The sequence below is a fragment of the Micromonospora sp. NPDC002575 genome (assembly GCF_042889525.1).
GTDB classification, from domain to species: Bacteria; Actinomycetota; Actinomycetes; order Mycobacteriales; family Micromonosporaceae; genus Micromonospora; species Micromonospora carbonacea.
In genome coordinates, this window is record NZ_JBIARA010000003.1 from 356,091 (window position 1) to 381,555 (window position 25,465).

A 25,465-nucleotide genomic window follows, 5' to 3' on the forward strand; every position below is an offset into this window, starting at 1 on the left:
GGCATCATGCGCATGGTCCCTTACTCAGAAGTCCGGCAAAACCTGGCCAAGCTACTCGACCACGTGGTGGACGACGCCGAGGAAGTGGTGGTCACCCGGTCGGGCCGTGAGGCCGCCGTCATCATCTCGCTGCGTGAGTACGAGTCGCTGAAGGAGACGGCGTACCTGATGGCCAGCCCCGCCAATGCGCGCCGCCTGAACGAAGCCGTCGAAGAGCTGCGCAGCGGGGGCGGGGAGATGCACGATCTGATCGACCCCGACGCCAGTGCGGGTGAGGTGTCGGCAGCGTGAAGGTCCAGTTCGCCAGCCGGGGGTGGGAGGACTACCAGGCCTGGCAGCGGGACCGCCCGATGCTCAAGCGGGTGAACACCCTGATCGAGGACATCCGGCGCAACGGCCACCAGGGCATCGGGAAGCCGGAGCAACTCCGGGGAAACTGGTCGGGATTCTGGTCGAGACGCATCGATCAGGAACACCGCCTGGTGTATCGGATAGTCGACGACACAGTGCAGATTGCCCAGTGTCGCTACCACTACGAGTGAACAAGCCGCGCCGCAACGAGGTTGTCGTCGTTGCGGCGCGGCCTCAGGTGGCGGGCCCCGCCAGGCGGATCGCCTCGACCGCGCCGTCGAGCCGTAGCGGGCCGGCGGCGTACGGGACCAGCAGCGTGTCGCCCCGGCGCACCGGAAGGTCGTCGCGCTCGCCGGTGAGCCGCCCCGCGCCGGCCACCACGACCAGGACGGCGAAGCCCTGCGCCAGGCGGTCGCCGCCGCGCACCCGGTCGGCGGCGAAGAACTCGTCGGCGGCCTCGGGCAGCAGCCGCGCCCCGTCGCCCCGCAGCCCGGCGAGGCGCTGCGGCGTCCACGCGCCCCGGTCGACGCAGCCCAGGGCCAGGTCGTAGCCGAGGCCGAGGTGCCCCTCGGCCAGGCCGAAGCCCTCGTATTCCAGCAGCACCGAGTAGTCCGTCGGCTCCTGGACCTCGACCAGCAGGATGCCGTCGCCGATCGCGTGCGGCAGCCCGGCCGGGCAGAGGATCGCGTCGCCGGCCGCGACCGGGATCTTGTTGGTGGCGGCGAGCATCCGGTCGACCTGCTGGCCGGCCACCCAGCCGGCCAGCTCGTCGGCGGCGACGTCGCGGGCGAAACCCAGGTGGACGTGCGCGTCGGGGCGCGCGGAGACGATCACCCACGCCTCGGTCTTCCCGTACGGGGAGGCCAGGTGCGCGGTGGCGAAGCGGCGGTCGGGGTGCACGTGCAGCGGCAGCCGCTGCCCGGCGTCGAGCAGCTTCACCAGCACGCCGGTGTCGGCGCGCTGCGGGCCGAGCCACCAGCGCGGGTCGGCGGCGACGGCCTCGGCGAGCACCCGCCCGTCGGGCAGGGTGGACAGCCCGGCCGGGGCGAGCCCGAACCGGCTGGTCACCGAGCCCACCCAGTCCTCGGGGCGGTCGGGCAGCGCCGGCGCGTCGCGGAACCGTGCGATCCGGCCGGCCCCCCGGTAGAACGTCTCGGGCTGGTTGGCGGGCAGCGCCTCGATGGTCATCGTTCCTCCTGGCGGACGAGCGCGGCGAGGAAGCCGCCGACGAAGGTGTCGCCCAGGCCGATGGTCGTGGGGTTGGCGACGTCGAGGGCGAGCCCGGGGACGCAGTGGACCCGGTCGCCGAGCCGTTCGCCCAGAGCCCGGGCGAAGGCGACGGACTCGGGCCGGCGGGGCTGGCGGCGCAGTCGGTCGACGTCGGCGTCGGTGAAGTCGTCGCCGTGGGCGTAGCGGGTCGCGGCCAGCAGGGTGCCGGTGTCGAGGGCGTCGGCGTAGCGCCGGGCGTCGTCGCCGAGCGCCGCCGCCCAGTATTTCGTGTGCAGCACCAGCGTCGGCGCGGGGATGAGGGCGTGCACGGCCGTGAGCGCGTCGGCGACCTGGTCGGGCGAGAGCAGGTCGACCGGACGCCCGAGGTAGGACTGCAACTCGTCCTCGTTGAGCCCGTACACGTCGATCGCGTCGAGCAGCGCGTCGCGGACCCGGCGGCTGAAGGCGGGCTCGTGGTAGGCCGCGTCCTCGAAGTAGGTGACCGCCCGTGGCGGCAGCCGCCGCATGTGGGCGCGCAGCTCGGCGAGCCGCCGGTCGAGTTCGGCCTCGTCGCGCATGGCGTTGAAGCCGGAGATCAGGAACACGTCGGCCCGGCCGAGGCGGTCGCCGAGGTCGTCGGTGAGCCGCATCGCGCTGTTGGCCGGGTCGTTGACGTAGATCAGCCGGTTGGGGAACGGGGCGGTGACGTCGACGTCGCCGGCCCGGATCCGCAGGCCCTGGTGGTATTGGACGATCAGGTGGGGATGGTAGGTGTCCGCGACGCCGCTGGAGACGTACTCGGTGCCGGCCGGCAGCAGCCGCCGGACGGTGTCGTTGACGCTGACCAGGTGCAGCGTCGACGGCACGCCCAACCGGCTGAGCAGGATCCCGGCCCGCACGGAGGTGCCGCCCAGGGTCGTGCGGTGCGGGAACCGGCCGGCGAAGGTCTCCAGGGCCGGGGCGGCGGCGACGAAGTGCTCGCCGCCGCGGCCCCGGGCCACGTAGCCGAGGATGGACACCACGAGGTCCCGCTCGCCGTTGACGGCGCTCGGCGGCGCCGCCAGTTCGGCGGCGGCGATGCCGTAGTCGGTGACCAGCCGTTCCAGGACGTCGGCGGTCAGCGTCAACTCCTCGTCGACGCAGCCGCCGAGGCCGAGGACCACCCGGGAGGCGTCGGCCATGTCAGTAGAGCGAGCCCTTGCCGGTGGCGCCGAACAGGTCGATCTTGTGGGCGGCGACCTCCTTCATGGCGTCGAGGCAGGCGGGCTGGATGGCGTTGGGCTCGCGCACCTTGGAGTCGCTGCCCAGGACCTCCCGCATCTTGTCGTGGTAGGCGACCTTGATGTCGGTCGAGATGTTGATCTTGTTGATGCCGATCCGGGCGGCCTCGCGGATCTCGTCGTCCGGGTTGCCGGAGCCGCCGTGCAGCACCAGCGGGATGCCCACCCGGCTCTTGATCTCCTTGAGCAGGTCGAGCTTCAGCTCCGGCTTGAGGTGCGCCGGGTAGAAGCCGTGGAAGGTGCCGATCGCGATGGCGAGGCTGTCCACCCCCGTGGTCTTCACGAAGGTGACCGCGTCGTCCGGGTCGGTGTAGATGATCTCGGCCGCGCCGGCCTCGGCGTAGCTGTCGTTGCCGCCGATCGTGCCCAGCTCGCCCTCCACCGACACGCCGAGGACGTGCGCGGAGTCGGTGACCTTCTTGGTGATGGCGAGGTTCTCGTCGAACGGCTTCAGCGAGCCGTCGATCATCACGGACGTGAAGCCGTACTGGAACGCCTGGAGCATCTGCTCGTAGGTCGCGCCGTGGTCCCAGTGGATCGCGATCGGGACGGTCGAGCTGTGCGCGCGCTCGATGATGCCGGTGATCATCTCCCGGCCGATGTGCCGCACCTCGTCGGGGTGGATCCCGACGATCAGAGGAGCGTTCTTCTCCTCGCTGATCTCCACGATGCCCCGGAACATGGCCCAGTCGCTGATGTTGAACGCGGGCACGGCGAAGCTGTGCTCGTTGGCGACGTCCAGGATCGCCTTGCCGGTCGTCAGCATGTCGGTGTTACTCCTTCTATCTGTTTCGAGAGGGTGTGGTCAGGCCTTCACGGCGCCGGCGGTGAGCCCGCCGATGAAGCGCCGCTGGAAGAGGAGGAAGAGCACGAGGACCGGGACGGAGCCGAGGATGCTCATCGCCATCATCTGGTTCCACTCGTACGAGTGCTGGCCCATGAGCATCTGGATGCCGATGGGCACCGTGCGCATGTCGTTGGTGCGGGTCAGCGTCAGCGCGAACAGGTACTCGTTCCACGAGATCATGAACGTGTAGACCCCGACCGCGATCAGGCCGGGCACCGAGACCGGCACGAGGATGCGCCACAGCGCCGTCCAGCCGGTGCCACCGTCGACCTTGACCGACTCGTCCAGCTCCTTGGGCAGGGTGTTCAGGTACGCGGTGGTCATGATGATCGCGTACGGCAGGGTGAACACCATGTGGGTGAGGATCAGCCCGGCGTAGGTGTTGTAGAGGCCGAGCCCGACGACGAGCCCGAAGTAGGGGATGACCAGCGTGATCGGCGGCACCGCCTGGACGCTGACGATCACGGCGTTGATGGTCCGCTGGAACGGGAACGTGAAGCGGCTGAACGCGAACCCCGCCAGGACGGCGACCAGGAGCGTCAGGACGGTCACCGCGCCGGCGACGATGTAGCTGTTGAGGAAGAACCGTAGCTGCTCGCCGTTGCCCAGGATCTCCCGGTACGCGTCGAACGAGAAGCCCTCGGTGATCAACTGCGGCGGGTTCTGGAAGACCTCCCCGTTGCTCTTGAACGAGGTGGAGAGCATCCACAGCACCGGAAGGGCGGCGAACAGCCCGCCGAGGACGAGCCCCGTGACGACGCCGGCCTTCGCGAGGGTGTGCCGCCGCTTGACGCCTGCCATCTCACCGCTCCCTTTGCTGCTGGCGTACGTAGAAGAAGGCCAGGACCATCGTCAGCAGCAGCACGATCACGGCGGCGGCCGAGGCGCTCGCGAACTCGTACTCGCTGAAGGCCTGCTTGTAGGTGTAGGTGCTGAGCATCTCGGTGGTGTTCAGCGGCCCGCCGCCGGTCATCATCCAGATCAGCGCGAACTGCTGGGAGGTCCAGATCAGGTCGAGCACCGCCATGCTGACGATCACGGGCCGGAGCTGCGGCAGCGTCACGTTGAGGAACCGCCGCAGCGGGCCGGCCCCGTCCACGGCCGCCGCCTCGTACAGGTCGGCGGAGATGCCCTGCAACGCGGCGAGCAGGCTGATCATGAAGAACGGGTAGCCGGACCAGATGTTGGCGAACGTGACCGCCCAGAGCGCCGTGCTCGGATCGCCGAGCCAGTTCACGCCCTCCTGCACGAGGCCGAGGGTGTGCAGCACGTAGTTGACCACGCCGGCCGGGTCGAGCAGCAGCCGCCAGATGACGGCGATCACCGCGATCGTGAACAGCCAGGGCAGGATGTAGACGATCCGGAAGATCGCCTTGGTGACCCCGCTCAGCAGCTGCGTGTTGAGCATCAGCGCGAAGCCGAGGCCGAGGACCAGGTGGGCGACGGTGCTCACCGAGATGAAGACGGCGGTGTTCTTCAGCGCGGCCAGGAAGTCCAGGTCGGTGAGCACCTTGGCGTAGTTGGCGAACCCGACGAACACCGGGTTCTCCTGGACGATCACGTTGTCCCGGAACGAGTAACCGACCACCATGACGATGGGGACGATCATCAGGACCACGATCAGCACGATCGTGGGGGACAGGTAGGCGTACGGGATCAGACGCCGGGCCGGATTGGCGCGGGCCCGGCCGGGGGTGGCCCGCTCGGCCGGCGGCGCGCCCTGCGGCGCGGTCACGGGCTCGACGTGCGCGGATGTCATCGCTGTCTCCTTGATCGGGCGCCGCGCCGGTTCACCGGCGCGGCGCCCGGGTGGACTAACCGATCACCGAGGACCAGGACTCCTGCGACTTGGCCAGGGCGTCGTCGACGCTCTGCTTGCCGGTCAGGACGAGCTGGAGCTGCTCGTCGAAGCTGCGCATGAGGTCCTCGGCCTTGGGCAGGCCGACGAACTCGTTGGCCGGGTAGCCCTGCTTGTAGATGTCGAAGGCCGACTTGAACAGCGGGTCGCTGTCGCTGAAGTCGGGCTCGGCGTTCTTGTTGCCGGGGAAGCCGTTGGCGATCGTGCTCAGCTTCGCGTTGGTCTCCTGGCTCATCAGGTAGGAGACGAACTTGAACGCCTCCGCCTTGTGCTTGGTGGAGTTGGAGATGCCGATGCCCCACGACGCGTACGGGATGCCGCGCTTGCCGGTGTAGCCGTCCTCGGCCGGCAGGGCCGCCACCTCGAAGTCGAGGTCCGGCTTGTTCTTCTTGATCAGGTTGATGTGCGCGAGCGAGTCGATCATCATGCCGACCTGGCCGTTGGTGAACTTCTCGACCTTGTCCTGCTCCTTCATGGTGAGGGAGCCGGGGGCGATGACGCCGGCGTCGTTCAGGCTCTTGACGTACTCGATGGTGCTCTTGACCTGGGGGCTGGTCAGGTTCGGCTTGCCGTCGGCCAGCATGCTGCCGCCCGAGGCCCACAGCCAGGACATGACGTCGTTCTGGATGCCGTTGGGTACGGCGGTGTCGAGCGGGAGCGCCCAGCCCTTGACGTTGCCGCCGGTGGCGGTGACCTTCTTCGCCGCGTCCAGGAACTCGCTGCGCGTGGCGGGCACGTCCGCGACGCCGGCCTTGGTCAACAGGTCCTTGTTGACGAAGAGCGGGTAGACGAAGTTGACCACCGGGATCATGTACGTCTTGCCGTCGAGCTGGATCTGGCTGGCGAGCTGGCTGGAGTCGTAGTTCGCGTCCGTCATCAGCTTGGACATGTCGGCGATCGCGCCCTGCTTGGCGAAGTCGTTGACCCAGGCCCCGTCGAGGCCGACCACGTCGGGCAGCGTCTTGGACGCCGCGCCGGTGACGAGCTGCTGCTTGGTGGAGGCGTACGGCGCGCTGAGCAGCTTGATCTTGATGTTCGGGTTCTGCGCCGTGAAGTCGTTGATGATCTTGTCAAAGTCCCCGGCCGGGAGTTCGGCACCCCACCACTGGGCGAACTCCAGGGTGACGGTGCCGTCCGCGGCGGCGTCGCCCGAGTCGCCCGAGCCGCACGCCGCGACGGTGGCGACCGTTGCTGCCACCGTCACCGCCCCTAGCAGTCGCTTCAGCCGGGAAGCGCGAGTCGTCATGGCGGGCTCCTTCTATATCTAGATCTTTCTGTTCTGTGCCGTGTTGGCGGCCACGTTAGCAGCGTGTTACGGATGTAGACAAGAGAAGAACAGCACATAACTGCGGAGTACGGCACGGTGCCGCGCTGCGGAGCCGGCTGCGCGGCCCGATGCTCGCGAAGTATCCGTTTATGTGCAGGTTTAGGCCATCTCTGCGGCGCTGCCCAGCCGGGCCGTTCCCTGCGGCTCTGTGCGGCGACGCGCGAGGCTGGGCCGCATTTGTGGCATACTGCCGCACTGATGGAGGGAGATCAGTGAGCGAGGACAGGGACGAACGGCAGCGCCACCTGCCCGCCGGCCGCAAGGCCCAGCTTGCCGCGTACGTCGCCGACGCCGGCCAGGTCACGGTGGGCGAGCTGGCGGAGCGCTTCGGCGTCTCCATCGACACCGTGCGGCGCGACCTGGACCAGCTCAGCGCCGAGGGCGTCCTCGTGCGCACGTACGGCGGGGCGGTCAGCCTCGCCACGGTCTCCCGCACCGACCGGGCCGTCGACCAGCGGCTCACCTTCCAGGAGCGCGGGAAGGAGAAGATCGCCACGCTGGCCGCGGGGCTGGTCAAGGACGGCTCGACCATCATGATCAACGGCGGGACGACCACGCTCGCGCTCGCCCGCAACCTGCGCCAGCACCGCGACCTCACGGTGGCGACGAACAACCTGCTGGTGCCCGGCGCGCTGCCGCCCACGGCCGTCCGCGACATCTACATCTTCGGCGGCGCGGTGCGCTCGCTCACCCTGGCCACGGTCGGCCCGGTCAGCTTCCGCGCCAACACCGGCGCCGAGCTGGACGTCAGCTGCGACCTCGCGCTGATCGGCGTCGGCGCGGTCTCCGCCGACGCCGGCTACACGACCAGCAACCTCGCCGAGGCCGCCATGATGCAGGAGATGCTCTCCCGCGCGACCCGGGTGGCGATCCTCGCCGACTCGTCCAAGTTCGGCCGCCGGCTGTTCGCCCAGGTGTCGGAGCTGGGTGTCGCCGACTACCTGGTCACCGACCGGATGCCGGCACCCGAGCTGAGGGACGCCCTGGAGGCGAACGAGGTGGAGCTGGTCGTCCCGGCGACCCCGCCGCGACCCCGCGAGGCCAGAGGCTAGGCCCGGTCCGGCCGCGACCGGGCGAGGTCGGCGGCTAGGCCCAGGGCAGCCGCGACCGGTCGGCCCAGTAGCGGGCGGCGGGCACCGCCAGCCCCGCCCACCGGGCGGGGTCGCCGGCGTGCTCCTCCGCCCGCAGGTTCGAGGCCAACTGGTCGCCGGTCGCGGCCCCGGAGAGCACGACGGTCGCCCAGGGCTGGCGCAGCGCCGCCGCGAGCGCGGCGGCGTCGCCGGGCGCGTGCTCGCCCGCGGCGAGCCGGCCGTTGGCCAGCGCCTCCTTCACGATCACCAGGCAGCCGGCCCCGTGCGCCTGCGCGAGCGCCGGACCGGCGCTGGGCTCCAGGAGATTCCAGGTGGCCTGCACGCTGCGGAACAGCGGCCGGCCGTCGACCCGTACGCCCAGCGCCGCCCGGATCGTCTCGGCCTGCGCCGGGCCGCTGGTCGACAGCCCCACCACCGTGCCTTCGGCGGCGAGGTCGGCGAGCCGCCGGTGCAGGTCCGTGTCGGTCAGCGCGGGGCTGTCCGGGGTGACCGAGTGGATCTGGTAGAGGTCGAGGCGGTCGCCGAGCAGCGCCCGCGTCTCGCCGAGCTGCCGGGTGAACGTGGCGACGCCGTGGTCCTTGGTCTCGTGCACCTCGGCGTCGACCCGCCATCCGGCCGTGTAGGTGTAGCCCCACTTGCTGCCGACGACGACGTCGTCCGCGTCCGGCCGGGCGCGCAGCCACTGGGCCAGGAACTCCTCGGCCCGGCCGTAGGAGCGGGCGACGTCGACATAGCGGACGCCCGCCGCGTACGCCCGGTCGAGCAGCTCGTGGGCGCGGGCCCGCATCGCCTCGACGGAGCGCTCGGCCGGCAGATCCGTGGCCCGGCCCAGGTTGATGTAGCCCGGCCGGCCGACGGCCGCCAGCCCCAGCCCGATGCGCGAGGCCCCGGCCAGCCGCTCGACGATGTCCATGATCCCATCTAACACCCCGGCGCGACGTCCACTCCGGTGAGCTGCACGGAGCGGGCCCACAGCCGCGCCGCGAGACCGGCGTCGGTGGCCGCCCCGGTGAGCGTCTCGAACGCCGGGTGGGCGCGGCCCGGGCCGATGTGCCGGCCGGTGGGCGCCGCAGGCTCGGTGGCGGCGTAGAGGATCGGCGTCACGGCGTCGTCGACCGGCCGGCTCAGGAAGAGCTTCAGCACCGTGCCGACCGCGCGGATCAGGGGCGGCGAGTCGCGCTCGAGGTCGGTTTTGGCCACGCCGGGATGGGCGACCAGGCTGCGCACCGGGGAGCCGGCGGCGCGCAGCCGGCGGTCGAGTTCCAGGGCGAAGAGCACGTTGGCGAGCTTGGAGGTGACGTACGCGCCGGCGGGCGAGTAGCGGCGTTCGGCGGCGAGGTCGGCGAGGTCGAGGCGGCCCAGCCGGTAGAGGCCGGAGGCGACGGTGACCACGACCGGGTCGCGCCCCTCGGCCAGGCGGTCCAGGAGCAGGCCGGTGAGCGCGAAGTGTCCCAGGTGGTTGGTCGCGAGCTGGCTCTCCACGCCCTGCGGGCTCAGGCGTCGGGGCACGTTGCCGATGCCGCCGTTGTTGACGAGCGCGTCGACGGCGACCCGCTCGGCGCGCAGGCCGTCGGCGAACCGGCGCGCGGTGTCGAGGTCGAGCAGGTCGAGGTGGCGGACGTCGAGGTCGGCCTTCGGGTGCTCGGCGCGCAGCCGGTCGCGTACGTGATCGCCCTTGCCGGTGTCGCGGACCGCCATGATCACGCGGGCGCCGCGGGCCGCGAGATGGCGGGTGATCGCGACGCCGAGGCCGCTGCTGGCCCCGGTGACGACGATCGTGCGGCCGGTCTGGTCGCGCAGGTCGGTGAGATTCCAGGTGGCGGTGCGAGTCATGGGACCCTCCGGGGTTAAGTGGATTACCTATCCGATTCAAGGCGACCCGAAGCGGATTGTCAATCCGCTTCGGTATGCTGGTCCGGTGACCACGCCACGTCGCGCCGACGCCGCCCGCAACCGCGACCGGGTGCTGACGACCGCCCGCGCCGCGGTGGCCGGGGGCGACCTGTCCCTGCAACACAACGACCTCGCCCGCCGGGCCGGGATCGGGGTCGGCACCGTCTACCGGCACTTCCCGAACCGCCGCGCGCTGCTGGAGGCCCTCGCCGACGACGGCTTCGCCGCGCTGCTCGACGCCGCCCGCGCCGCGAGCCGGCACGACGACCCCGCCGCCGGCGTCGAGATCCTCCTGCGGGCGCTGCTGACGCGACAACTGGCCGACCCGGCGTTCGCCGAGGTGATCGCCACCGAGCCGGAGCAGGACGCCGACGCCGCCACCACCGCCCGCCGCGCCGAGCTCGGCGAGCTGGCCCACGCCGTGCTCGGCAGCGCCCGGCGGGCCGGCGTGCTGCGCACCGACCTCACCGACGACGACCTGCGGCACCTCGTCTGCGGCACGGTCTTCGCCCTGCGCATCGGCGACGCGCCCGACGACCGGGCCGGACGCTACCTGCGGGTCCTGCTCGACGGCCTCCGGCCCGGCGGCGGGCAATCCGGTTGATCGACCCGTCGACCCGGGACATGCTGCGGGCGGGCGGGCGGGCGGAACCAGCCGGGCCGGATCGGAGGGGAAGCGGTGAGTAGCACGCAGGACGGTCACGTCGCGATCGTCACGGGAGCCAACCACGGCATCGGCGCGGCGGTCGCCCGGGCGCTCGCCCGGCAGGGCTGCGCGGTGCTCTGCGCGTACTGGCCGGTGCACGACCCGGGCGACGCCGGCCTGCCCGACGAATACCGCCGGAGCCGGGCCCGCGACGCCGGGGCGGTGGTGTCGGCGATCCACCAGGCGGGCGGCCGGGCGCTCGCCGTCGAGCAGGACCTGCGCGTCCCGGAGGCCGCCGGCCTCCTCTTCGACGCCGCCGAGGAGGCGTTCGGGCCGGTCGACATCCTGATCAACAACGCCACCGGCTGGGTCGCCGACACCTTCGCCCCGGCCCCGACCGACCGGCACGGGCGGGCGCTGCAACCCGTCACCGCGGCCTCCTGGTCGCAGCAGTTCACCGTCGACGCGATGGCGCCGGCGCTGCTGATCGGCGAGTTCGCCCGCCGGCACGCGGCGCGCGGCGCGAGCTGGGGGCGGATCGTCGGGCTGACCTCCGGCGGCAGCGGCGGCTTCCCGCAGGAGGTCTCCTATGGCGCGGCCAAGGCCGCGCAGGAGAACTACACGATGTCGGCGGCGGCGGAGCTGGCCCCGCTCGGGATCACCGCGAACATGGTCCACCCGCCGGTGACCGACACCGGCTGGGTCACCGCCTCCGTCCGGCAGTATGTCGCGGACAGCGGCACCCACCTGGCCAGCCCGGAACAGGTCGCCGAGGTGATCTGCTACCTCGCCTCGGACGCCGCCGCTCTGGTCAGCGGCAACCGCCTCCAGCTGCGCTGATCCCGTAGCGCGGTACGGGTCCCCGCCACGGGAGCATCCGTGAGAGCCTGACGGGCACCCCGCCCGTCTTCCCCCGACCGGAGGCATCCGCCATGCACCCGCACCCCGCCCGTCGTTGGCTCGCCGGGCTCGCCGTGGCCGGCGCGCTCGTCGCGACCTCCGCCGGCACCGCCGCCGCGGCACCGGCCGACGAGGTGGCGCTCTACGCCAACGACGTGACCGTCGCTCCCGGCGGCCCGCAGAAGTGGGTCTCGCTGCGCGCGCTGCCCGACCGGGCCTTCGGCACGTACACGGTGCGGGTGGACCGCAGCGCGGTCGCCGCGTTCGCCGAGGTCGCGGAGGACGACCGGGGCTCCTGCACGACGGCGGGCGACGTCATCACCTGCTCGATCACCGACGACGGCGAGGATTCGAGCCTGGTCAGCCTCGCGGTGAGGGCGCGGGCGGGCGCGGAGCAGGGCCGGCAGGGCACCCTGGCCTTCACGGTGACCGCGCCCGGCGTGGGCACGGCGACCTACGAGTCCACCGTCAGCACCGGCGAGGGGGTCGACCTGGTCGCCGGGCGGCAGCTCTCGCTCGACGGCCGGCCCGGTGCCCGGGTCGACGTCCCGCTGGCGGTGACGAACCGGGGCACGGCCACCGCGCGTGGCGCGGTGCTCTACCTCTCCGGCTCCTACGGGTTCACCCCGGGGAAGCGCTACAGCAACTGCGAGTACGTCGACTTGGCCCTCGACGACAGCAGCTTCGCCTGCACCTTCGACGACGAGCTGGCTCCCGGCGCGACGGTCCGGGTGGACCCGACGTTCGGCGGGACGATCCCGGCCGACGCCTGGGCGCCGAACCTGCACCACAGCTTCGCCGTGTGGTTCACCCCGGCCGACTGGGCGGAGTTCCGGGCCCAGCACGGGCCGGCCGAGCCGTTCGGCCGCAAGGGCGCCGACGCGGCCCTGAAGCTGGTGCCGACCGGCGGTGCGCAGGCCCGCGCGTCCGGTCAGACCGACACCAACCCGGTGGACAACGAGACCCGGGTCACGCTGACCGTCGCCGGTGACCAGCGCGGCGACGCCGCTGCCCAGGGCGCCACGGTCACCGGCGCGGTCAGGGCCACCGTGCCGATGACCGTCGGCTACCGCAACAACGGCCCGGCGCGCGTCGGGCCCAACGGCCAGCGGGGGCTCAACATCGCCACCATCGTGACCCTGCCCGAGGGCGTGACGGCGGTGACGGTCTCGAAGTCCTGCGTGGACCCGGACGAGGACGAGTGGCAGCCCGGCAAGCCCGGCGCGCGGGTCTACGAGTGCTCCGCCCGGGGCACGATCCCGCAGGGAGAGCGGGTGACGTTCGAGTTCGCGCTGCGGATCGACCGGGCCGGCAGCCGGACCGGCACGGTCAAGCTGCACACCTTCGACGGCGACGGCCCGGCCAAGGACCTCGACCCGGCCAACGACACCGCGAAGATCACGGTCGGGCAGGCCGGCGGCACCGGGGGCGGCGACGACGGCTCGCTGCCCATCACCGGCGTTCCCAGCGGCCTGATCGCCGGCCTCGGCGGGCTGCTGGTCGCCGCCGGCGCGGGCGGCTACCTGCTGGCCCGTCGCCGCCGCACCCGCTTCGTCGCCTGACGCGGCCCCTGCCCACGACCTGGGCCAGCGGGGCCGGGCGACCGTGACCCGAACTGGTCAAGATTGACTAGTTTGGATGCATGTGGAAGTCTGCCAGGCAGAGCCGCAGCGGGAGCCACGCGAGCAGCCGCGGGAGTGGGCAACTCCCGACCGTCCGGGTGTCGTCGTCCGACCTCTCCCTGGAGGGCTCCGTGTCCCATCTCGTCCGACCACGTCGCATCCCCCTCGTGGCGTGGCTGCTCGCCGTCGGCGTGGCCGCCGCGCTGCTGCTGACCACCGCGCTGGCCAACCCGGCCGCCGCCCACGGCTCCACCGTCGACCCGGCGTCGCGCAACTACGGCTGCTGGGCCCGCTGGGGCAGCGACTTCCAGAACCCGGCCATGGCCACCGAGGACCCGATGTGCTGGCAGGCATGGCAGTACGACAGCTCGGCCATGTGGAACTGGAACGGCCTGTTCCGTGAGGGCGTTGCCGGCAACCACCAGGCCGCCATCCCGGACGGCCAGTTGTGCAGCGCCGGCCACACCAGCGACGGCAAGTACAACGCGCTCGACGCGCTCGGCGCGTGGAAGACCACCAACGTCTCCAACAGCTTCCGGGTGAAGCTGTGGGACCAGGCCAGCCACGGCGCCGACTACATCCGGGTGTACGTCACCAAGCAGGGCTTCAACGCCCTGACCAAGCCACTGGCCTGGAGTGACCTGGAGCTGGTCGGCCAGATCGGCAACACCCCGGCGGCGCAGTGGCCGACCAAGGAGAGCCAGGGCGTGTCGATCCAGGTCCCGGCGAACGCGCCGGGGCGTACCGGCCGGCACATCGTCTACACGATCTGGCAGGCCAGCCACTCGGACCAGTCCTACTACCTGTGCAGCGACGTGAACTTCGGCGGCACGACCACCCCGCCGACCACCCCGCCGCCGACGACGGCCCCGCCCACCACCCCGCCCGCGACCACTCCGCCGGCCACCACCCCGCCCGCGACCACGCCGCCGGCCTCCGCCGGTTGCTCGGCCGTCTACAAGCCCACCGGGCAGTGGTCCGGCGGCTTCCAGGGCGAGGTCGAGGTGACGGCCGGCAACAGCCCGATCCGGGGCTGGACGGTCACCTGGACGTGGCCCGGCGGGCAGCAGATCGCCTCCTCCTGGAGCGCCACGGTCACCACCAGCGGGTCGACCGTGACCGCCCGCAACGCCAGCTACAACGGCACGCTGGCGGCCGGGGGGAAGGCCAGCTTCGGCTTCACCGGCTCGGGGGCGGCCAGCACGCCGACCCTGAGCTGCGCCGCGACGGCCTGACCGACGGCCGGGCCGCCCCCGACCGGTATCGGGGGCGGCCCGGCCCGGGTGTTCGGGTGGTGACGGGCGTCACCGCCACCGCCGGCCGGACGCCCGGCGGCAGGGGGCGTGGGCAGCCAAGTCGTAACGCCGGGGTGGTTTGATGGGCGGATGGCCCACCCCGTGATCCTCTCGATCGACGACGACCCGGCGGTCTCCCGCGCGGTCGCCCGCGACTTCCGCCGCCGCTACGGCGACCGGTACCGGGTGGTGCGGGCCGGCTCCGGCCCGGAGGCCCTCGACACGCTGCGCGAGATCAAGCTGCGCGGCGAGCAGGTGGCGGTGCTGGTCGCCGACTATCGGATGCCCGAGATGAACGGCATCGAGTTCCTCGAGGCCGCGATGGACCTCTTCCCCGCCGCGCGCCGGGTGCTGCTCACCGCGTACGCGGACACGGGCGCGGCCATCGACGCGATCAACCTCGTCGACCTCGACCACTACCTGCTCAAGCCGTGGCACCCGCCGGAGGAGAAGCTCTACCCGGTCGTCGACGCGCTGCTGGAGGCGTGGTCGGCCAGCCCGGAGGCCGCCACCACCGAGATCAGGGTGGTCGGGCACCGCTGGTCCGCCCCGTCCTTCGCGGTGCGTGACTTCCTGGCCCGCAACCTGGTGCCGTACCGCTGGCTGCTGGCCGACGAGCCCGAGGGCGGGCGGCTGCTGACGGCGGCCGGGGTGAGCGCCGCCGACGTGCCGCTGGTCGTCACCGCCGACGGCAAGGCCCTAATGGCGCCCACGGAAACGGAGCTGGCCGGCCTCGTCGGCCTCAACGTCGTCCCGGCGGCGGACTTCTACGACCTGGTCGTCGTCGGTGGCGGGCCGGCCGGGCTCGGCGCGGCCGTGTACGGGGCGTCGGAGGGGCTGCGCACGGTCCTGGTGGAGCGGCGGGCCACCGGCGGGCAGGCCGGGCAGAGCAGCCGGATCGAGAACTACCTGGGCTTCCCCGACGGCGTGTCCGGGGCGCAGCTCACCGACCGGGCCCGCCGGCAGGCGCTGAAGTTCGGCGCGGAGCTGCTCAGCGCCCGGGAGGTCGTCGGCCTGGCGGAGGGCGGCTCGGCGCGGCTGCTGCGCTTCGACGACGGCTCCACCCTCGCGGCGCACGCGGTGGTGCTGGCAACCGGCGTGTCGTACCGGATGCTCGACGCCCCCGGCCTGGCCGAACTCACCGGCCGGGGGGTCTTCTACGGCTCGGCCGCCACCGAGGCCCCGAGCTGCGTGGACCAGGACGTCTACATCGTCGGCGGGGCGAACTCGGCGGGGCAGGCGGCCGTCTACTTCTCCCGCTACGCCGCCCGGGTGCACGTGCTGATCCGGGGCGGGGACCTCACGGCGTCGATGTCGAGCTACCTGATCGACCAGCTCGACCGCATCGACCGGATCGCCGTGCACCCGCACACGGAGGTGGTGGCCGGCGCGGGGGAGGAGCACCTGCAACGGCTGACCCTGCGCGACACCCGCACCGGCGAGCGGCGCGACGTCGACGCGTCGTGGCTGTTCGTGTTCATCGGCGCGGAGCCGCGTACCGAATGGTTGGAGGGGGTCGTGGTCCGCGACGAGCGGGGCTACGTCGTCACCGGGCCGGACCTGGTGGCCGGGGGACGCCGGCCGCCCGGCTGGTCGCTGCCCCGCGACCCCTACCACCTGGAGTCCAGCCTGCCGGGCGTGTTCGCGGCCGGCGACGTGCGCGCGGCGTCGGTCAAGCGGGTCGCCTCCGCCGTCGGCGAGGGCGCGATGGCCGTGTCGCTGGTGCACCGCTACCTGGAGGCGCAGTGAGCGGCCTGACCCCCGCCGAGGTGCGGACCCTGTTCCTGTTCGAGTCGCTCGACGACGAGCAGGTCGCCTGGCTGGCCGAGCACGGCCGGGTCGAGCAGCGCGCGGCCGGGGAGGCCGTCTACGCCGAGGGCGAGCCGGCGAGCTGCTTCTTCGTGCTGCTCACCGGTGAGGTGCGGCTGTGCCGGACGATCCACGGCGCGGAGGTGGAGATCCTCCGCACGGCGCAGCGCGGGGTGTACGGCGGGGCCACCCAGGCATACCTGGACGACCAGCAGATCTACCGCAACGGGATGCAGGCGGTCACCGACGCGGAGTTCTTCGTGCTGCCCGCCGAGACGTTCGCCCACGCGGTGCGGTCCTGGTTCCCGATGGCGATGCACCTGCTTGAGGGGCTGTTCATCGGGATGCGGGACACCCAGACGGTCGTCGGGGAGCGGGAACGCCTGGTGGCCCTGGGTGCCCTGTCGGCGGGCCTGACCCACGAGTTGAACAACCCGGCGAGCGCGGCCGTGCGGGCCGCGTCCGCGCTGCGGGACCGGGTCGCCGGGATGCGGCACAAGCTGGCGATGATCGCCGACGGCCGGGTCGAGGGGCGGCGGCTGCACGCGCTCGTGGCGTTGCAGGAGGAGGCGGTCGAGCGGGCCGCGAAGGCGTGCGCGCTGTCGCCCCTGGCCACCAGCGACGCCGAGGACGAGCTGACCGACTGGCTGGACGACCAGGGGGTCGCCGCCGGCTGGGAGCTGGCCCCGACGCTGGTCGCCGGCGGGCTGGACGTCGACTGGCTGGACCGGGTCCGCGCGGAGCTCGGGGCCGACGACCTGGAGCCGGCGGTACGGTGGCTGACCTACACCGTGGACACCGAGCTGCTCCTGCGGGAGATCGCCGACGCGGCCACCCGCGTCTCCAAGCTCGTCGGCGCGGCCAAACAGTATTCCCAGCTCGACCGGGCCCCCTACCAGGTGGTGGACGTGCACGAGCTGCTCGACGCGACGCTGGTGATGTTCAAGGGCAAGCTCCCGCCCGGGATCCGCCTGGTCCGCGAGTACGCCCCGGCGCTGCCCCCGATCCCCGCGTACGCGGCCGAGCTGAACCAGGTGTGGACCAACCTGATCGACAACGCGCTCGCCGCGATGGGCGACGAGGGCACGCTGACCGTCCGCACCGGCCGGGTCGACGACCAGCTGACCGTCGAGGTGGCCGACACCGGCCCCGGCATCCCGGCGGCGGTGCGTCCGCGCATCTTCGAGCCGTTCTTCACCACGAAACCGGTCGGCGAGGGGACGGGGCTGGGGCTGGACATCTCGTACCGGATCGTGGTCAACAAGCACCACGGGGACATCCGGGTGACGAGCGAGCCCGGCCGGACGGTGTTCCGCGTGCTGCTGCCGATCACGCCCGCCCCCGGCGTGGCCCCGGAGGCCGCCCCGCAGGCGTGACGCGGCCGGGCCGGGCAGGGGCTGCGGCTGCGGGGTCGGCGCGCTTCGGCGGCCTGCCGGCCAACGCGGCGCGATGCGACTCTCCGCTCGCCGGGCGCTGGCACTCTTCCCGCTCCCTTTGCTCTGCACCCGCATGCGCAACGCTCTACCCAGCGTGATCGACCATCGGTCGCCGCCTCGTTCGCGTGCTCGCTCGCGTGCAGCTCAGCCGGGGTGCTGCGTGCGTGGGTGCAGAGCAAAGGGAATGTGAGATGTCGTGCGGGGGCGGAGGAGAGTCACCCAGAGTCAGGTTGCCGGAGCGCCCCGGGCGGACGCGCGGTCATCGCGGAACGTGTGCGACGGCGGCGCGTGCGTCACCAGGGCTTGCCGATGCGGCCACCTGTTGCGCCGTCAACCGCTGCGCGAACAGCCGGGCGTGGTCCGGGGCGACGGGGGCGGCCACCCGCGCCGGCGTCAGGGCCGGCCCCACCACGGCCGTCGCGCTCAGGGCGGTCGTGCGGTGGGCGGTCATCCGCTCCGCCGCGACCCGCAGGGCCAGCGGCCGGCCGCCGCAGCGCCGCACCAGGTCGTAGGCGGACTCGGGGTCGGCGTCGACCCGGTCGCCGATCAGCCCGCGTAGCAGCTCGACGCCGGCCTCGGCGCTCAGCGGACCCAGCTCCAGCCGTCGCGCGCCATGCCGCACGACCAGCTCGGCCAGGCCGTCCCGGCTGGTCACCAGGACCAGGCAGCCGGGCGAGCCCGGCAGCAGGGGGCGCACCTGCCCGACGGTGCTGGCGTTGTCGAGCAGCACCAGCATCCGGCGGCCGGACATCCGGGTGCGGTAGCGGGCGGCCAGGGCGGCCGGGGTCACGGGCAGGTCGGCGGTGGCGACGCCGAGGGCGTTGAGGAAGGCCGTGAGCACCTCGACCGGCGTCGGCGGCTGCGCGGGGTTGTCGCCGCGCAGGTCGGCGTAGAGCTGGCCGTCGGGGAAGCGGTCGGCGGCCCGGTGCGCCCAGTGCACGGCCAGCCCGCTCTTGCCGATCCCGGTGGAGCCGGTGAGCAGCACGGTCATCATCGCCGCCCGGGTCGCGCCCTCGACGAGCAGGCCGTCGAGCGCGGCGCGGACCGGGCCGCGCCCGGTGAACGGCAGCACGTCCGGCGGCAGCTCGCGGGGCACGGGGGTGGCGTCGGGGGGCGTCCATGGCCGGGGATGCGGCGGGGGGCCGGCCGGGCCGTCGTCGTGCGACTGGCAGCGGTTGGCCCGACGCCACAACGTGGCGAACTCCTCGATGTCGCCGCCGAGCACCCGGACGATCTCGCCCACCACCTCCCACCGGGCCAGGCGGGGGCGGACGAAGGCTGCGTGGATCGACGTCGGGTTGATGCCCCGGGGCCGCCGCTCGGCGCGGGTGAGCTGTTGCAGCCGGCGCACGCTGGGCTGGCCGGCGGCGAGGTGCAGGGCGTGTAGTCGGTCGTAGAAGTCGGCGAGGGGACCTGCTGGCACGAGAGGGCGGGTGAGCCGGCCCATTGGCGTTCTCCCCACATCTTGGCGCTGGCCCGGAAACGTCCGGAGCTTCACCACTGTCCGATGTCGAAACCATGCGGTCAGTCAGGTCGCGGACACACTGTCAGCGACAGAGTTGACGGCCCCGGGTGCTTCCGCCGCCGTTTCCCGGCACCGCATGCTGTGCCGAGCGCTTAGACAAGCGCCAATGTGTTTTTGTGGGAGGAGCACGAATGCACTTTCCGGACATCCGGCGGGTGGCCACGGTCACCGCGTCCGCCGCGCTCGTCGCCGCGACGGTGTTGGTGGGCACCGGGCCCGCGCAGGCAGCCCCCGCCGGCGGAGCGTCGGCCACCACGGTGGCGGCGACCACCTCCACCACTGCGGCCCGCAGCGGGCTGACCCCCGCCCAGCAGGCGGGCGAGTACTGGACCAAGGAGCGGATGCGCACCGCGATCTCGGCGGACGTGCTGGTCAAGAAGGCCGGGGCCAAGGCCGGCAAGGGCCTGAAGCCGACCGGGGCGGCCCGCTCCGTGCCGCCGGCCGCGCCCACCGTGACGGCCGCCAGCGTCGGGTCGCAGGCCGACGGGGACATCAGCGCCTACGTCGCCGCCTCCGCCACCGTCGGCAAGGTCTTCTTCTACAACCCGGCGGACGGGAAGAACTACGTCTGCTCGGCCGGTGCCGTGAACAGCACCTCCAAGCTGCTCGTCATGAGCGCCGGGCACTGCGTGCACGGCGGCCGGGGCGGCCAGTGGATGCAGAACTGGATCTTCGTGCCGCTCTACAACTACGGTGCCGAGCCGTACGGCCGGTGGTCGGCCAAGTACCTGACCGCGTTCAACGCCTGGATCAACGACAGCAACCTCGACCGGGACGTCTCGTACATCACCGTGTACCCGAACGCGTCCGGCCAGCGGCTGGTCGACCGGGTCGGCGGCAACGGGCTGTCGGTCAACTACAGCTACACCGAGGCCGTGACCATCCTCGCCTACCCGGCGGCGCCGCCGTACGACGGCGGGTGGCAGCAGTACTGCCAGGGCACGACGTACCGGCCCGGCAGCGAGAACAAGATCGCCCTCAACTGCGGCTTCACGGGCGGTTCCAGCGGTTCGGTCTGGCTACGCCTCTACAACGACGTGTACGGCTACGTCAACGGAATCATGAGCACGCTGAACAGCGCCGGGGTGAACAAGAGCTCGTACTTCGACACCGCGGTCATGGACGCCTACAACTCGGTCGCGGCCCGCGTCTGAGTCATCCGATCGGGTGATGCCGCCCCCGGCCATGGATCCAACGGATCCGGTCGGGGGCGGCGCGCGTCCAAGCGGTGTAGGTCGACCGGTCGCCAGGGACCGGCTTTCGGTCCCGTGTCGCCGACCGGGCCGGCGGAGAGGAGCGCGGGATGAGGCAGGGGTGGGGTGCGGCGGTGGCGGTGGCCGTCGCCGTGGTCGTGGTCGCCGTCGTGGTGGCCGGGGTGGCGGCCCGCCGGTCCGGGCCGGGGGAGCGGCCGGCGACGCCGACGTCCGTGGGGGACAGCGGCGTGTCGAGCAGCCGGGCGGCGTCCCCGGACGCCTCGTACTGGGACCCGGCCCGGATGGGCAGCGCGGAGCCGGCCCCGATGCCCACGGAGTGACCCGGGCTGCTGCGGAGCGTGATGGAAGGGCCCGGCCGCCAGGCAGACCGGGGCGTGCCGGTAGGCGGGATTCCCAGCGCTGGGGGGCGGTCACCGCCTGAATCCGCCGTCGGCTGTCCGATCACGGTCAGCTAACCGGAGGTATCGACGATTACCATCAGTGGTGCAACTGGTCACCGGCCGGTTCACCGGCCGTCGCCCTCCGGGGAGGTGCGCGATGCCGGCGACGTCCGCCCCTGGCCCCACGCCGACCCTCCCCCGGGCCAGGCTGATCACCTCCCTGGACACCCGGCCCCAGTCCCTCGCCCTGGTCGTCGCGCCCGCAGGGGCCGGCAAGACCACCCTGCTCGCCCAGTACGCGGCCACCGTGGCCGGCCCGGTGGGCTGGCTGCGTACGCTGCCGTCGGACGCCGACCCTACGCGGGCGTTGCACCGGATGGACGCGACGCTGCCCGACGGCGCCCGCCTGCTGGTCGTCGACGACCTGCACGTCGTCGAGGGCACACCGGGGGAGTCCGTGCTGCTCGACCGGGCCCTCGCCCTCGCCCGCGAGGGCATCCGGGTGGTGGTCGGCACCCGGCGCACCCCGCCGCTGGTGCTCGCCCAGCACGAGTTCTCCGACAGCGTCGTCGTCGACGCCGAGCAGCTACGCTTCCGCACCTGGGAGGTCGAACGCCTCCTGCGCGACGTCTACCACGAACCGCTGCCCGCCGACGACGTGGCGGCCCTGGCCCGGCGCGTCGGCGGCTGGGCGGCCGGCCTGAAGCTCTACCACCTCTCCACGCGGGGGCAACCGCTGCCGGAGCGCCGCCGGGCCGTCGCCGCGCTGGGCGTGCGCTCGGCGCTGTCCCGGGACTACCTCACCCGCACGGTGCTGGCCGAACTCGCCCCCGAGCTGCGCCGGTTCCTCGTGCGCACCTGCGTGTTCGAGGTGCTCACCGCCGAACGCTGCGACCGCCTGCTCGGCAGCGACGACAGCCAGGCAGCGCTGGAGGAGCTGGAGCGCCGGCAGGCGTTCACCGTCTCCCACGACGGCGGGCGCACCTTCGCGTACCACGAGGTGTTGCGCGCCCACCTCGTCGCCGCGCTCGCCGAGGAACTCGGGGAACACGCGGCCCGAGGCTGGCATGCCCGCGCCGGTCGACTGCTCGCCGCCGAGGGCGCCGCACTGGACGCGGCCCGCTGCTTCGCCCGCGCCCAGCAGTGGCCCGACGTGCACCGGCTGCTCGCCGCCGCCGGCAGCGACGTCGCCGTGCGCGGCCTCGACCCCTGGGCCGACCTGCTGCCCGCCTGGTTCATCGCCGAGGATCCCTGGCTCGTGCTCGCCGACGCCCAACACCGCATCAACGAGGGGCAACTCGCGTCGGCCGTGCCGCTGCTCCGTCGGGCCGAGGAGATGTTCGACGGCGAACCGGCCCGCGCCCGCTGCCGGCTGCTGCGCGCCACCGTGACGGCCTGGCTGCCCGACGGCCCGCACTGGCGCGGGCACTGGTCCGGCTGGCTGCGGGCCGCCACCCGCCGGCACCCGATGGTGGTCGTCGGCGAGGCCGAACGGCTGACCGGCACCGCACACACCCTGGTCCGGGCCGGCGCCCTGCTGCTGGCCGGGCACACCGGGGAGGCGGCGCGCGTCCTGGACCGGGCCGCCCCCACCGACACCGCGCCCGCCGACGCCGCCCTACCCGGGCCCGCCTGCCGGCTGCTGCGCGCCGCCGTCGCCCTTGCCGGCGGGGCGCCGGACGCCGCCGCCGCGGTGACCGCCGCCGCGCTGGACGCCGACCGGGCCGGCCTGCCCTGGCTGGCCCGGCTCGCCCGCGCCGTCCCCGCGCTCGGCGGCGCCGAGGCCGACCTGAAGGAGGCCGCCGCCGTCGTCGAGGAGTGCGACCGGCTCGGCGACCGCTGGGGCGCCCTGCTCGCGGCCGGCTGCGCCGCCCTGGCCCGCTCCCTGCGCGGCGGCCCCGACGTGGAGGAGGCCGGTCGGTTGCTCGACCGATCCCGGCAGCTCGACGCCGGTGTCCTCGCCGCCTGGGCGCAGGCCCTGCTCGCGCTGGCCGCCGCGCGCGCCCGGCTGCCCGACGCCGAGGTCGAGGTGCGCCGGGCGGAGGGCACCGCCCGCGCCGCAGGGGTCCCCGGGGCGCGGGTGCTCGCCCTCGCCGCCGGCGTACCCGGCGGCCCCGGCCGACCCGCGGGACTGTCCGCCGTGCGCGCCGCCGCCGAGCAGGTCGGGCTGCCCCGGGCGGCGATGGCCGCCTGGCTCGACCCCGGCCCCGCCGGGGAGCCCGGCCGGCACCGGCCGGCACCGGCCACGCCGGACAGCGCGCCGCTGACCGTACGCTGCTTCGGCGGCTTCCGGATCTGCCTGCACGGGGAGCCGCTCAACTGGTCGCCGCTGCGGCCCCGGGCCCGGGCGGTGGCCCGGATGCTCGCCATGCACGTCGGACGGGCCGTGCACCGCGACCGGCTCCTCGACGCCCTCTGGCCCGACACCGACCCGGCCACCGCGACCCGCACCCTGCACGTCGCCCTGTCCAGCCTCCGCCGCTTCCTCGACACCCACCTGCCCGGCGAGGACGGGGAGAGCCTGCTCTACCGCGACGGCGACGCCTACCTGCTGGCGCTGCCCACGGGTAGCTGGTGCGACGTCACCGAGTTCCGGCTCGCGCTGCACCGGGCCACCCGGCTCGGGGTCGCCCGCGACCCGCGCGCGCTCGACGACCTGCGGGTGGCGGTGGCCGCGTACACCGGGGAGCTGCTGCCGGAGGACGGCCCGGCGGAATGGGTCGTGGTCGAGCGGGAGACGCTGCGCCGGCAGGCGGCCGACGCGGCGGCCCAACTCGCCGAGGCGGCGCTGCGGGGGGCCGACACCGCCGAGCGGGCGGTGGCGATGGCCGCCCGCTGCGTCGAGATCGACCCGTGTCACGACGCCGGCTGGCGGCTGCTCATCGCGGCGCACGGCGACGCGGGCAACGCCGCCGCCGCCGAACACGCCCGCCGACGGTACGCCGACGTGCTCGCCTCCCTCGGCCTCGACCCGTCGCTCGCCGCCGCCCCGGGGCCCGCCCCCGTCAACGTCGACCGAAGAATTCCGCCTCCGCGATCGCCACGGACGGCACCAGCCCGGCCCCGTACGTCGAGCGGACCACCAGCCTGACCCGCACCACGTTCGCCGCCTCCACGTCGAAGTGCTGCTCACCGGGCTCGTCGCGTAGCTCGATCCCGGTCTCCCGCCGCGCGCCGTCGGCGTCGACGGTGACCACGGTGAGTTCGCGGGGCCGCCCGGACGCGAGGAACGCCTGCCGCCGGGGGCCGACACCCGGGGTGACGATGACGGTGAGCAGCCGGACGGGCTCGGCGAACCGGCTCTCCACCCAGGCGCCGACGGCCGGGCCGTCCGGGGCCCAGTACTGGTTGCTCGCCCCGTCGGTGAGCCGTTCCGCGCCGGCGCCGGTCCGCTCCGACGAGGCGGTCACCGTCGTCGGCACCAGCGACGTCGGGTCCTGGGTACGGTCGCGTACCGCCTCCACGGCACGCCGGGCCAGGGGCGGCCCGGCGACCGCCAGGACCCCGACAAGGCAGAGCCCGACCACGATCAGCAGCAGCCGGCGGGCCGCGGACAGGCCCCGTCGGTCCGGTCGCGCCCGCCGGCGGGGCGTCCGGCCGCGCAGCCGGTCCCACCGCCGCTCCCACCGGTCCCGCAGCCGCTCCCACCAGGTGCGTTCCGGCTCGGGTGCCGCCGGGGCGTCCAAGAGCCGGCCGCAGGCGACGCAGAGCCGGCGGCCCGGCCGGTTGGCCGCGCCGCAGCCGGGGCAGACCCGATCGGGTTCCGGCGGTGGCAGCACCGGGTCGACCGGCTCCACCGGGCCGGGTCCCGGCCCCGGCCGATCCACGACCACGGGCGGCGGCCCGGGCTGCACCGGCGCGGGCCCCTGCTCGTCGGCGCGGGACGGCCGGTCGGCGACGCGACGTGGGCCGTCGTCGGGGCCGCGGTCCTCGCCGGGGCCACGGTCCTCGCTGGGGCCGCGGTCCTCGCCGGGGTCACGGTCCTCGCCGGGGTCGCGGTCGTCGTCGGGGCCGGCGGCTGACCGCCGGTCCTCGTCGACCTCGGGGCGGCGGGTGGGACCTGGTGGCGGGGGGCCCGGGGCGCGCGGCGGCGTGTCCTCGTCCCACAGGCACTGGTGGCAGTTGGCGCAGAACTCCCGGTCGCCGGCGTTGGCCGCCCCGCAGTTCCCGCAGATGATCACGGCTGCACCTCCAGCGTCACCCGGACGTGGACCGGCACGGCGGACGCCAGGACCTCCCGCGCCAGCGCCTCGTCGACGGCCCCCGTGATCCGGACCCGGACCTCCGGGACACCCCCGGGCGGCGGCCCCTGCGTCGGCGTCGCCGAGCAGGTCACCCCGCCGCTGTCGGTGACCTCCACCCGCGCCCCGGTCGCCACCCGCAGCGCCAGCTCGATGCCCCGGGCCGTCCCGCGCCACCGGTGCACCTCGACGGCGTGCCGGATCACCTCCCGACGCGCGCCGGACACCCGATCCGCGCCCGGCCCGTGGCCCGGGTCGGATCCGTGGCCCGGGTCCGGTTCGTGGCCCGGGTCCGGTTCCCCGTAGGCGTCCGCCGGGGCCGCCACCCAGCCGGCGAGCCAGTCCACGAAATCCGCCGGGGCCAGGTCCAGGTCGAAGTACGCGTCCAGACAGTCGAGCGTCAGCAGCACCGGCGCCAGCACCTCGTCCAGCCCGGCGGTGAACCGCTGCGCGAAGTCGTCCTCCAGGTAGACCGCGGGCAGTTCCCGCCCGATCGGGTGGGGGCTCACCAGCCCCGGCACCGCACCCCGCATGATCCCTC

General features: G+C 73.6%; 23 protein-coding genes. 12 read left to right on the forward strand and 11 right to left on the reverse strand.

Translation table 11 applies throughout. The annotated features are described in order from the left end of the window. The first annotated feature begins 6 nt into the window (after positions 1-6). Together ACFYWL_RS07250 and ACFYWL_RS07255 are read left to right on the forward strand one after the other, a co-directional pair. Complete coding sequence (locus ACFYWL_RS07250) at positions 7-291, forward strand: type II toxin-antitoxin system Phd/YefM family antitoxin (RefSeq protein WP_386968550.1); 285 nt, start codon at positions 7-9, stop codon at positions 289-291. Next, entirely contained in the window at positions 288-542 is a 255-nt protein-coding gene (locus ACFYWL_RS07255; RefSeq protein ID WP_077936960.1) for a Txe/YoeB family addiction module toxin, read from the forward strand. The genes ACFYWL_RS07250 and ACFYWL_RS07255 overlap by 4 nt, the downstream gene beginning before the upstream one ends. Before the next feature lie 43 nt (positions 543-585). Here ACFYWL_RS07255 and ACFYWL_RS07260 read toward each other — a convergent pair whose 3' ends face one another. Genes ACFYWL_RS07260 through ACFYWL_RS07285 form a run of 6 tightly spaced genes read right to left on the reverse strand, consistent with a single transcriptional unit; the run spans position 586 to position 6,791 of the window. Further along, positions 586-1,539, reverse strand: a complete 954-nt coding sequence (locus ACFYWL_RS07260; protein WP_386968553.1) for a class I mannose-6-phosphate isomerase — start codon at positions 1,537-1,539, stop codon at positions 586-588. Then, a complete protein-coding gene (locus tag ACFYWL_RS07265) occupies positions 1,536-2,741 on the reverse strand; it encodes an ADP-dependent glucokinase/phosphofructokinase (RefSeq protein ID WP_386968557.1) in 1,206 nt (401 codons plus the stop codon). Before ACFYWL_RS07265 ends, ACFYWL_RS07260 begins: the two co-directional genes overlap by 4 nt. Position 2,742: 1 nt before the next feature. Next, positions 2,743-3,606, reverse strand: coding sequence for a ketose-bisphosphate aldolase (locus ACFYWL_RS07270; protein ID WP_077936963.1), 864 nt, complete (start codon positions 3,604-3,606; stop codon positions 2,743-2,745). Positions 3,607-3,645: 39 nt separating this feature from the next. Next, positions 3,646-4,488 (reverse strand): carbohydrate ABC transporter permease, encoded by an 843-nt coding sequence (locus ACFYWL_RS07275; protein WP_386968560.1) that lies wholly within the window; start codon positions 4,486-4,488, stop codon positions 3,646-3,648. Between the two features lies 1 nt (position 4,489). Continuing rightward, complete coding sequence (locus ACFYWL_RS07280) at positions 4,490-5,446, reverse strand: carbohydrate ABC transporter permease (RefSeq protein ID WP_386968562.1); 957 nt, start codon at positions 5,444-5,446, stop codon at positions 4,490-4,492. Between the two features lie 55 nt (positions 5,447-5,501). Next, positions 5,502-6,791 (reverse strand): ABC transporter substrate-binding protein, encoded by a 1,290-nt coding sequence (locus tag ACFYWL_RS07285; RefSeq protein ID WP_386968565.1) that lies wholly within the window; start codon positions 6,789-6,791, stop codon positions 5,502-5,504. A 293-nt stretch (positions 6,792-7,084) separates the two neighbouring features. Between ACFYWL_RS07285 and ACFYWL_RS07290 the strand changes: the two genes are divergently transcribed. Next, positions 7,085-7,924, forward strand: coding sequence for a DeoR/GlpR family DNA-binding transcription regulator (locus ACFYWL_RS07290; protein ID WP_386968568.1), 840 nt, complete (start codon positions 7,085-7,087; stop codon positions 7,922-7,924). Positions 7,925-7,958: 34 nt separating this feature from the next. On the opposite strand, the gene ACFYWL_RS07295 is transcribed toward ACFYWL_RS07290, so the two are convergent. Both ACFYWL_RS07295 and ACFYWL_RS07300 read right to left on the reverse strand, forming a co-directional pair. Next, complete coding sequence (locus tag ACFYWL_RS07295; protein ID WP_386968570.1) at positions 7,959-8,876, reverse strand: aldo/keto reductase; 918 nt, start codon at positions 8,874-8,876, stop codon at positions 7,959-7,961. An 8-nt stretch (positions 8,877-8,884) separates the two neighbouring features. Continuing rightward, positions 8,885-9,796: an oxidoreductase gene (locus ACFYWL_RS07300; protein WP_386968573.1), complete on the reverse strand. Its 912-nt coding sequence runs from the start codon at positions 9,794-9,796 to the stop codon at positions 8,885-8,887. An 85-nt stretch (positions 9,797-9,881) separates the two neighbouring features. Between ACFYWL_RS07300 and ACFYWL_RS07305 the strand changes: the two genes are divergently transcribed. The 6 genes from ACFYWL_RS07305 (at position 9,882) to ACFYWL_RS07330 (ending at position 17,504) form a co-directional block, all read left to right on the forward strand. Further along, the gene (locus ACFYWL_RS07305) at positions 9,882-10,460 is read left to right on the forward strand and encodes a TetR/AcrR family transcriptional regulator (protein WP_386968576.1); all 579 of its coding nucleotides are present in this window, start codon (positions 9,882-9,884) and stop codon (positions 10,458-10,460) included. Between the two features lie 75 nt (positions 10,461-10,535). Beyond that, positions 10,536-11,342, forward strand: a complete 807-nt coding sequence (locus ACFYWL_RS07310) for an SDR family NAD(P)-dependent oxidoreductase (RefSeq protein WP_386968579.1) — start codon at positions 10,536-10,538, stop codon at positions 11,340-11,342. A 92-nt stretch (positions 11,343-11,434) separates the two neighbouring features. Beyond that, on the forward strand, positions 11,435-12,964 hold the full coding sequence (locus ACFYWL_RS07315) for a cell wall anchor protein (RefSeq protein ID WP_386968582.1): 1,530 nt from the start codon (positions 11,435-11,437) through the stop codon (positions 12,962-12,964). 227 nt (positions 12,965-13,191) lie between these two features. Continuing rightward, positions 13,192-14,259, forward strand: a complete 1,068-nt coding sequence (locus tag ACFYWL_RS07320; RefSeq protein WP_386968585.1) for a lytic polysaccharide monooxygenase — start codon at positions 13,192-13,194, stop codon at positions 14,257-14,259. 150 nt (positions 14,260-14,409) lie between these two features. Then, entirely contained in the window at positions 14,410-16,068 is a 1,659-nt protein-coding gene (locus ACFYWL_RS07325; protein WP_386968588.1) for an FAD-dependent oxidoreductase, read from the forward strand. Then, positions 16,065-17,504, forward strand: coding sequence for an ATP-binding protein (locus tag ACFYWL_RS07330; RefSeq protein ID WP_386968591.1), 1,440 nt, complete (start codon positions 16,065-16,067; stop codon positions 17,502-17,504). Before ACFYWL_RS07325 ends, ACFYWL_RS07330 begins: the two co-directional genes overlap by 4 nt. 319 nt (positions 17,505-17,823) lie before the next feature. Here ACFYWL_RS07330 and ACFYWL_RS07335 read toward each other — a convergent pair whose 3' ends face one another. Beyond that, the gene (locus ACFYWL_RS07335) at positions 17,824-18,987 is read right to left on the reverse strand and encodes an NB-ARC domain-containing protein (RefSeq protein ID WP_386968593.1); all 1,164 of its coding nucleotides are present in this window, start codon (positions 18,985-18,987) and stop codon (positions 17,824-17,826) included. A gap of 233 nt (positions 18,988-19,220) precedes the next feature. On the opposite strand from ACFYWL_RS07335, the gene ACFYWL_RS07340 reads away from it, so the two are divergent. The 3 genes from ACFYWL_RS07340 (at position 19,221) to ACFYWL_RS07350 (ending at position 23,774) form a co-directional block, all read left to right on the forward strand. Continuing rightward, positions 19,221-20,243 (forward strand): trypsin-like serine peptidase, encoded by a 1,023-nt coding sequence (locus tag ACFYWL_RS07340; RefSeq protein WP_386968596.1) that lies wholly within the window; start codon positions 19,221-19,223, stop codon positions 20,241-20,243. A gap of 149 nt (positions 20,244-20,392) precedes the next feature. Then, positions 20,393-20,623, forward strand: coding sequence for a hypothetical protein (locus ACFYWL_RS07345; protein ID WP_386968599.1), 231 nt, complete (start codon positions 20,393-20,395; stop codon positions 20,621-20,623). A 217-nt stretch (positions 20,624-20,840) separates the two neighbouring features. Then, positions 20,841-23,774 carry a BTAD domain-containing putative transcriptional regulator gene (locus ACFYWL_RS07350; RefSeq protein ID WP_386968602.1) on the forward strand — a complete coding sequence of 978 codons (2,934 nt, stop codon included), beginning with the start codon at positions 20,841-20,843 and terminating at the stop codon, positions 23,772-23,774. On the opposite strand, the gene ACFYWL_RS07355 is transcribed toward ACFYWL_RS07350, so the two are convergent. Both ACFYWL_RS07355 and ACFYWL_RS07360 read right to left on the reverse strand, forming a co-directional pair. Beyond that, on the reverse strand, positions 23,689-24,864 hold the full coding sequence (locus ACFYWL_RS07355; protein ID WP_386968605.1) for a discoidin domain-containing protein: 1,176 nt from the start codon (positions 24,862-24,864) through the stop codon (positions 23,689-23,691). The genes ACFYWL_RS07350 and ACFYWL_RS07355 overlap by 86 nt on opposite strands. Then, positions 24,861-25,457, reverse strand: coding sequence for a phage tail protein (locus ACFYWL_RS07360; RefSeq protein WP_386968608.1), 597 nt, complete (start codon positions 25,455-25,457; stop codon positions 24,861-24,863). The genes ACFYWL_RS07355 and ACFYWL_RS07360 overlap by 4 nt, the downstream gene beginning before the upstream one ends. Positions 25,458-25,465: the final 8 nt, after the last annotated feature.